This is a genomic window from Psychromonas sp. (assembly GCF_983033635.1).
Genome location: NZ_CEZLMY010000140.1, coordinates 416 through 9167 on the forward strand (window position 1 = coordinate 416; position 8752 = coordinate 9167).

At 40.4% G+C, this 8752-nt stretch carries 7 protein-coding genes and 3 tRNA genes; 1 reads left to right on the forward strand and 9 read right to left on the reverse strand.

Annotated features, from left to right (window positions below; all coding sequences use genetic code 11):
- Nucleotides 1–807: 807 nt before the first annotated feature.
- The 8 genes from AC4GME_RS14570 to murB form a co-directional block, all read right to left on the reverse strand.
- Nucleotides 808–2976, reverse strand: coding sequence for a polysaccharide biosynthesis tyrosine autokinase (locus AC4GME_RS14570; RefSeq protein WP_490377683.1), 2169 nt, complete (start codon nt 2974–2976; stop codon nt 808–810).
- A gap of 47 nt (nt 2977–3023) precedes the next feature.
- Complete coding sequence (locus tag AC4GME_RS14575; protein ID WP_490377684.1) at nt 3024–3455, reverse strand: arsenate reductase/protein-tyrosine-phosphatase family protein; 432 nt, start codon at nt 3453–3455, stop codon at nt 3024–3026.
- Between the two features lie 2 nt (nt 3456–3457).
- Nucleotides 3458–4675 carry a polysaccharide export protein gene (locus tag AC4GME_RS14580; RefSeq protein WP_490377685.1) on the reverse strand — a complete coding sequence of 406 codons (1218 nt, stop codon included), beginning with the start codon at nt 4673–4675 and terminating at the stop codon, nt 3458–3460.
- A gap of 487 nt (nt 4676–5162) precedes the next feature.
- Nucleotides 5163–5237 (reverse strand) — tRNA-Gly (locus AC4GME_RS14585).
- A gap of 111 nt (nt 5238–5348) precedes the next feature.
- A tRNA-Tyr gene (locus AC4GME_RS14590) sits at nt 5349–5432 on the reverse strand.
- Between the two features lie 10 nt (nt 5433–5442).
- A tRNA-Thr gene (locus tag AC4GME_RS14595) sits at nt 5443–5518 on the reverse strand.
- A gap of 234 nt (nt 5519–5752) precedes the next feature.
- The gene (gene birA / locus AC4GME_RS14600; RefSeq protein WP_490377686.1) at nt 5753–6724 is read right to left on the reverse strand and encodes a bifunctional biotin--[acetyl-CoA-carboxylase] ligase/biotin operon repressor BirA; all 972 of its coding nucleotides are present in this window, start codon (nt 6722–6724) and stop codon (nt 5753–5755) included.
- Nucleotides 6711–7775, reverse strand: coding sequence for a UDP-N-acetylmuramate dehydrogenase (gene murB / locus AC4GME_RS14605; RefSeq protein ID WP_490379647.1), 1065 nt, complete (start codon nt 7773–7775; stop codon nt 6711–6713). Before murB ends, birA begins: the two co-directional genes overlap by 14 nt.
- A 73-nt stretch (nt 7776–7848) precedes the next feature.
- Between murB and AC4GME_RS14610 the strand changes: the two genes are divergently transcribed.
- Complete coding sequence (locus AC4GME_RS14610; RefSeq protein WP_490377688.1) at nt 7849–8289, forward strand: GNAT family N-acetyltransferase; 441 nt, start codon at nt 7849–7851, stop codon at nt 8287–8289.
- Here AC4GME_RS14610 and msrB read toward each other — a convergent pair.
- A complete protein-coding gene (gene msrB / locus AC4GME_RS14615; RefSeq protein WP_490377689.1) occupies nt 8259–8705 on the reverse strand; it encodes a peptide-methionine (R)-S-oxide reductase MsrB in 447 nt (148 codons plus the stop codon). The two genes, AC4GME_RS14610 and msrB, sit on opposite strands and share 31 nt — an antisense overlap.
- Nucleotides 8706–8752 lie beyond the last annotated feature (47 nt).

The window sequence follows — 8752 nt, forward strand, 5'->3', positions numbered from 1 at the left end:
GGTCCAACAAGATTAAAAAACTAAAAAAAAGATTAAAAACATTTCACCACTAAACATGCATTTCAGGCACGCTACCGCCACTAGAGTGCAGGCCCCTAGTAATGATGAAAGCAAAATTTGTTGCGCATTATAAGGTCATAAACAGGGAGGAGCCAGCTTTTTATGAAAAAAACGTCATCATTTTATTTAATAGGGATTTATTAGTGAGTGAATGTGAAATTTGGTAAGTTTTGCCTGATAACGTATTATTCAACCTATTTGCAGCTTGTAAAGGAGTGATGCCTTTTGGGGACATTTATCTCTAGATATTTTAAGAATGCAATCTTCAGCATAGTTATCCCAATACAAGCAATTTTTCGAGGGTGTTATTAGAAAGCTATCTTTATTGCCTTTTTCATCTAGCCAAGCAATTTCAATTGGATAACTGTATGTTGATAAACCTGAAGCTTCTATGTCAATAACAATAAAGATATCATTGATTTTGGGATTTATTTCAAAACCACTTCAATAAGTAAACAAGGCGGGCTGAATACATGTGGAACTGGTGCTAAATTCGCGTGCGGCTTGAAAAACCAAACAGGCGAGCTGAAAAAGGATGCGCAGAGCTTATCCGCTCATAACACTGAACTGCCGCAAATGACTTCGGGCGTCCTGCCCTACGCCTTTCAGGTCATTGTCGTAAACTCCAATGTTCAAATTTGTTCCTGACAAATTTGTCGCTCCGCGCCCGAATGGCAGAGTACTGCCGTTCAATTCGTTCAGCACAACAAAGACATTCTAAACTGTCGTGCTTTTGCCCCACGCGCCCTATTGATAACTGTAGTTATAGTAACCGTAGGTGCCGCTTGCTTTTTTCTCGACCGCATTAAGGATAAAGCCTTTGACTTCAATGCCCGCCATTTCAAAGCGGTGTTTCGCTACTTCAATCTCTTTTACGGTATTCTGACCGAAACGGCCCACCATTAAGGTTGTACCAGCCAATGCGCCAACGATACTTGGATCGGTTACAGCTAATACAGGTGGAGTATCGATCAATACTAAGTCATATTCGCTTGACGCCCACTCAACAAACTCAGCAAAGCGAGGATGCATCAGCAATTCAGAGGGGTTAGGCGGTACCTGACCACGGGTGATCACATCGAGATTTTCAATACCAGCGTTTTTAAGCACATCTTTTGTTTGCAATTTACCAGAGAGTAATTCTGACAAACCATTTTCCCATTGCAGCCCGAAATAACGCTGCATATAACCTTTACGCATATCAGCGTCAACAACCAGCACTTTCTGACCTGTTTTCGCAAGTACAGCTCCAAAGTTAACCGAGATAAATGATTTACCTATGCTTGGCGAAGGGCCTGAAATCATCACCACATTATTTTTCGCTTCCATCATAGCGAAATGCAGGCTGGTACGCAGGCCGCGCAAGGCTTCAATCGAAAGGTCTGCCGGATTAGCTTCCGCCAACAGCGTGTCATGTAAAGGAACGTTCTTTTTATGTTTACTTTTTTTAAGTTTATTATCCAATCCCATCTGCCAATCTGATTTGGGGATACTGGCATAAACAGGTAAGCCTAACGCTTCAATCTCATCTGGGTTTTCCACCCCTTTGTGAAACGCCTCGCGCAGTAATACAAAGGCAACCGCTAACATGCCGCCTAACAAGGTAGCTAACACCACAATTAACGGCTTTTTCGGCTTGATTGGTTTTGAGTAGGACTGCGCTATATCTAAAATGCGTACATTACCCACAGTACCTGCTTTCAATACGCTTAATTCTTGCACTTTATTAAGCAGTTGAATATAGATTTGCTGGTTAACCTCCACATCTCGCGTCATACGTAACACTTCACGCTGCGTTTTGGGTAGCTTTTTAATTTGAGTATTTATCTCATCTTTCTTACCGAGTAAAGTATTGCGTTTATCAAGCAGTGCGATATAAGCAGGGTGGTCTTTGGTAAAACGTTGGCTCACTTCGCTTTCTTTAAAGGTGATCTCATTGAGCTGAGACTCTAGTTCAACCATCACTTTTAGGGTCGATTGCGCTTCTAACCCTAAATCAATCGAATCATTCTCTTGGCGGAAACTGTTTAAGATATCTTCAGCCGAAGTCAATTTCACTTTGATATTCGGCAGATGCTCCTGCAAAAACTGCAGACTTTTTTCTGCTTCCGCTGAATTACGCTGCACATTCTGCAAAAAGTAATTTTGACTGACGTTATTGATGATTTTTTCAATTTGCTGTTTATCTTCACCACTAAAAGAGAGAGATAAGATACCGGTTTTTTTACCGCGTTCACTGACCGACAAGCCTTTTTGCAGCCACTGAATAGCATCTAATTTGCTGCGTTTACTTAGTGAGAATTCAGCCCCGGTAGCCGCATCAATACGCAGCACAAATAAACGGTAGTCATTTTGTTCAGCCAGTTCACCGGCAATGCCAGAAAGCACCTTGCGCTCTTCGCTATCGTAAAGCGAATAACTGCCTGCTTCATTGTTATCAATAACTAATGTAAATGCTGTTGAATCAGCATAGGCAGGCAATTCAAAGCGGCTTACCTCAACAATCAGCTTTTGACCTCGCAGTCTCGCGAGCCCCTTCCCTATAACAGGTAAATTGTTTGCTTGCACTTGCGTGGTTAAATTCAGTTTATCAACCGTTTTTCCTAAGATCATGCGCGATTTTATGATCTCAATTTCGGTTGCAGCGGAAGAGTCGCCGGAAAACATATCACCCATATCGCCGACTAATGACGACATGCCGCTGCTTTTTTGTTCAACCTGCAGCAAGGCATCCGCTTTATAGATAGGTGTTGCTAATAACGCATAGGCAATACCCAGTACGGCGAAAATAGTGGTTACACTAATAATCAGCCAGCGGCTGTCAATTAACATCCCCAGTAATTTACCAAGATCGATCACATCATTTTGCGAGTTATTTTTTGTCGAGCTCGTTTTATTCAATGCGCTATTACTCATAATTATTGATTATATTCCAGTTGAGATTCGTTACATTTATTGCGTGATTAAACTAATTTCTTTGCCCAGGCTGCTGCTGATTTTTCAATCAACTGATAAGCATGTTCAAAAGCTTCCTTACTTTGTCGATATGGATCGGGAATATCCTGCTTACCAAGCCAATGGCTTAATAACATAGTTTTACCACGTGCTTCTGGCGCGATATCCGTTACCGCGCCGATATGCCCCTGCTCCATCACTAAAATCAGATCAAAATCGCGACATAAATCAGCGGTTAATTGCTGTGCCTGATGACCATCTAAACTTATTCCATGCTCTTGTGCGACTAAACAAGCCAGTTTATCGGCAGGCTTGCCAACCAATGCGCCAACACCTGCCGATGCGATTTTTTTATTGGGCAGTAAGCTTTTCAGCAGGAATTCACCCGATGGTGAGCGGCAAATATTACCAACACACACCACCAATATTTTATCAAACATATTTAATTCCAGTTATGTATGCGCAGCGCACCTTCAGTTAACTGATTAAACCCAGCAATGGTAGGCATTAATTGTCTAATCAGGCGGTTATAACGTTCGATTGGTGCTGCAGTTACGTATACAACATCATAAGGTTCAAGTACAAATTCAGTGCCAATCACTAAAGCTGATGCATCACTGATATCGAGCTGATAAATATTCGCGATAACTCTTTCCGACTGTTCAACGGCTTCTGTTTTTGATGCGTTTGAAGAGCGTTTTTTTTCACGAATTTCCTGCAAATAGGGCGCATTTTTAACATCTCGGGCACCGCTTCTAATAACAAATACGCCAGTTGCATCGGCTGATAACTCATTAATTCCGCCAACACTGCTTAATGCTTCCGTCAAGGTCATCCCTGAACGATCAATTTTAAGCATTTCCGGATTTTTAACATCACCGAATACAAACACTTTTTGTGAATCGTTACGCGGCACATGGATAATGTCCCCCTTCTGTATTAAACGGTTTTGAGTCAAATCCCCTTTTTGCATCAACTGATATAAAGAGAGATTTTGTACATCACCATTTCGAGTCAGCGTCACATTTCGCCAATCCGCATCAGCGGTTAAGCCGCCGGCGTTATTAATAGCATCGAGCAGAGTTAATGGGATATTAGTAATTGCTTGCTGGCCAGGCTTTTTTATCTCACCTGTTACGTAACTTTTTTGTGAACGGAATGCGGCAATATTGACATCCACTTGTGGAGCTTCAATATATTTACTTAACAGCACGGTCAATTTTTCGCGGATCTCAACAACAGTTTTGTTCGCTACTTTTACAAAACCAATATAAGGATAAAATATTTGACCATCAGCATGCACCCAATTACCTGAGGATTCGGCACTACGGTAAGAGCCTGCAGGTATGGTTAATTCAGGGTGATCCCAGATAGTAATATTTAATATATCGCCAGGGCCTATTTTATATTCGTATAAAGCCATAGCGGCATCTAACGCACTGTTAGTTTGCGCTTGACCCATTGAATAATTATATCCGTACTTAGCGACAAAAGAATGCGATAAAGGGTATACATTTACTTGTTCAACCGGAATCTGTTCATTTTGTTCAATGTTTACAACATTTTTCTCGGCTAAAGGCAGGTTAGAGCCCGGTAAGGTACAGCCTGTAATAAGCATTACTGAGGCAAGTGGTAATACAAGTTTATGTAAATAAAACATTATGAGATTCTTTTTATGTTAATGACAATATAAAATTTTCGGGATTCTAACACTTCTAATACGTGTCTTGTATAGAAATAGATAAAATAGCTAAGGGAACGCATATAATTTTTTATTAACTCTCGTAGTTTGCAACGACTACCATTTTTATGGCAAACCTATCTAGGCACGTTACCGCCCGGAGGTGTAGACACACTCCCTCACAGCGCAACAAACTAAATGCTATTTTTTTGAGCAAGATTATACACATGCATAAGAAGAAGAAAAGCAAAGGGTGGAAAACCAGAGTGAAGCATGGTGCATTGGTTGCCGTTACTGCTTGGGACACGGACTTTAGTGCGCATTATTAGGCTGTGACATTAATATTTGGGGCGTGGACTTTAGTCCGCAAAAAAAACAAACAAGCAGGCTAAAAAACACGAGTAGTGACTAATTACATAAAATAAATATTTGGAATTTTGTTTTTAGCGGAGAAAAAATTTAAAATTGGAGCGGGCAGCGGGAATCGAACCCGCATTATCAGCTTGGAAGGCTGGAGTAATAGCCATTATACGATGCCCGCATAAAATTTTAAATTGTAGTCTAGATAGCAAAAAACAATGCAATGGCATTGTAAGTTACTGGCAAAGTCTTAAACTCTGCATTTCACAATGTGGCGTTGTGAAAGTAAATATGGTGGAGGGAGGTGGATTCGAACCACCGAAGCTTACGCGGCAGATTTACAATCTGCTCCCTTTGGCCACTCGGGAACCCCTCCAGGACTTAAATGGTGCCGACTACCGGAATCGAACTGGTGACCTACTGATTACAAGTCAGTTGCTCTACCGACTGAGCTAAGTCGGCGCCGTCTAAGTGCTGCGAATAATAGAGAAGTTGGATTAACCTTGCAAGTCTTTATTTGCAAAAAAATTGCATTTAGTTACTGTTTGCTTAAAAACAAAACAACCAAGCTCTGTTTTGTTGGTTAATTCATCAGAAACAGTAAAAATCACTGTCCATATTCTGCATTTAGCTCCCCACCCATTTGCTTACAAAGTAGCAATATCCCTTTTCTGAAAATATAGTGGTTACTTTATTTTATAATTTAGCTAATCGTAATGAAATTTCACCACCGATATAGGCTTCAACCTGTCCGTCGCACTCTAATAAAAGCGCTCCACTTTCATTAATACCTCTACAAATCCCCTGCTTTGATTTACCTGCTATTAATAAATTAACGGTTTTATTCAAAAAACAGTCCAAATCAAACCAGCGGGACAGATAGGGCTGCAGCCCTGTTTGTTCATATTGTGGTAATAAAGTCTGTAATTCATTAATTAACGTCGCGCTTAATAAGTTACGATCCACAGATGCACTGGTTAAATGATGTAAATCTATCCACGGTTGATCAATTAACTTTGCCTGCTCAGGCGGCATACGTACGTTAATACCTATGCCTATCACAGTATGACAAGCTTCAGTTGCTTGCGCATTTAACTCAATTAAAATGCCTGCTAATTTTTTTCCTTGGTAATAAAGATCATTGGGCCACTTTAAGGAAACACCTTGAACACCCACTTTCTCGAGTGCATTGACCGTAGCGATACCCACCAATAAACTGAGGCCGGAAACTTTATCTATGCCGGAATCAAAGCGCCAGTAAAAGGAGAAATACAGGTGGGACGCAAAAGGGGAAATCCAAGTTCGTCCTCGTCGCCCTCTTCCTGCTAACTGATATTCACTTATACAGCTTTGTCCGTTTTGCAAATTAGGGATGCGATCGAGTAACCACTGATTGGTTGAATCTAAAATCTGTTCAACGTGTACCATTTTATTTTTACTGAGCTGTTTAATTTTATCTGCATTTAAAAGGTCAATGGGCACCGCACTGCGATAACCTTTACCTGTTACTTTGTAAATATCTAAACCTATCTCCTGCAATGCCTTTATATAGTTATTAACAGAGGTGCGCGAAACGCCGAGTAACTCGCCAATCTTCTCTCCAGAGTGAAACTCGCCATCGGCTAATAAAGTTAACAGGACATTACCCTGTTCATTAAGCTCTGACATGTTTGATCACCTGTTTTAAGTTGGTTTCACCTTTACTGTCAATAAAACGCACTTCATGCTCCAAACTGACATTAAACTTATCTTCGACAGTGGCACGCACTAACTCAGCTAACTGAATAATATCCGCGGCTGTTGCATTTTTTTGATTGATTAAGACTAATGCCTGCTGTTGATGCACAGCCGCACCACCCAGCTTTTTACCTTTTAAGTTTGCTTGCTCAATCAACCAGCCCGCTGCCAGTTTAATATTACCATCCGCTTGTGGATAATTAGGCATATCCGGATATAAATCAAGCAAATCATCAGCTTGTTGTTTATTAACCACTGGATTTTTAAAAAAGCTGCCGGCGTTACCTAACAAATCAGGATCGGGTAATTTTTCACTGCGGATTTGACAAACAGAATGATAAATCTGTTTTGCTGTCACTTTTTCTGCTGCATCTAATTTCTGCAATAATCCGTAACGGCTGTGTGTTTGCCGCTTTTTAGGTAACTTTAATGTCACTTTAGTGATTAAAGCATTTTGCATCCCTTTACTTTTAAAAATGCTATCACGATAAGCAAATAAACATTGTGGCGCGTTTAAATTAAAGAATTCACCTGTATTTAAATCAACATATTCAACTGCCTGACAGAAGTCTTTAAATTCAGTACCATAGGCGCCGATGTTTTGTACTGGCGCTGCGCCAACCACACCGGGAATTAATGCCAGATTTTCCAGGCCATCAATGCCTTTCTCAATGCAGTCAGTCACTAATTGATGCCAGTTTTCACCCGCAGCAACTTGTAAAAGATAATTATCTTGCGACTCAATAATTTCAACACCAGATAATTCAACCTTAATAACCAAGCCGGAGAAATCTTCGCAGAATAAAATATTGCTGCCCGCACCTAAAATAAGTACAGGTCGCTTTTCTGCCCGAACTGTTTTTAGCAAAGCTAATAACTCAGGTAACTGCTTAAGATCCTTAAAATGAAATAACGTCTTTGTCCTAGCGTCGATAGAAAAAGTATTAAATGCCTTGAGCGAGCTATTAGTTTCAATCATCATGGTGCCCTGTATTAATCGAGCAATTAGTTTACCTTAACAGCATCATGAAACAAAAAATAATAAAGGGGATGTTTTGCAGCCGTCTGATTTACAATTTATTGAACTGGAAAAGCTTAAACTTCCTTTAATAAATCAGTTTTATAAACGGGTTTATAAAAAAGGGCTGGCCAGCAAAGATGAAGCGGTATTTATTCTTAAAGATAAAGAGGTGATCTGCTGCGCTAAGTTAAAAACACTCGACGAGCAACTGCTGCTAACGGGGGTAGCTTGCGATCCGAAACACAGAGGAAAAGGTTATGCCTCGCTTCTTATTAATAAAATATTGCTTGTACAGACACAATCCATTTACTGTTTTCCCTACGCGCATCTGCAATCCTTCTATTCACAACTTGGTTTTGTCCTTGTTGACTCGCAAACGGTTCCCGAGATTATCGGCAAAAAACACTATTCGTACAGCAAGAACAAAAAGTTACTATTAATGGTTTACTGCTCAAAAAGAGACAATAACGATTGATAGCCCGACTCGGCCATCTGCTCAACAGGAATAAAGCGCAGTGCTGCGGAGTTAATACAGTAGCGCACTCCTGCTGGAGCAGGCCCATCTTCAAACAGATGTCCTAAATGGGAATCTGCAACTGAACTACGCACTTCGGTACGTGTCGCAAATAGTTTTGTATCTGTTTTCTCTGTTAATAACTTACCGGCAATCGGTTGTGTAAAACTCGGCCAACCACAGTGCGAATCGAATTTATCTAATGAACTAAAAAGTGCCTCACCGGAAACAATATCAACATAAATACCCGGCACATTATTATCCCAATATTGATTATTAAAAGCGGGTTCAGTGCCCTCTTCCTGAGTTACATTGAATTGTATTTTATTAAGCGTTGAACGTAACTCATCTAAACTTGGTTTTTTATAATCGGACATTTCGACTCTCTTTGTTACTGCAAAGCGTTATACCCATGATACCTCAA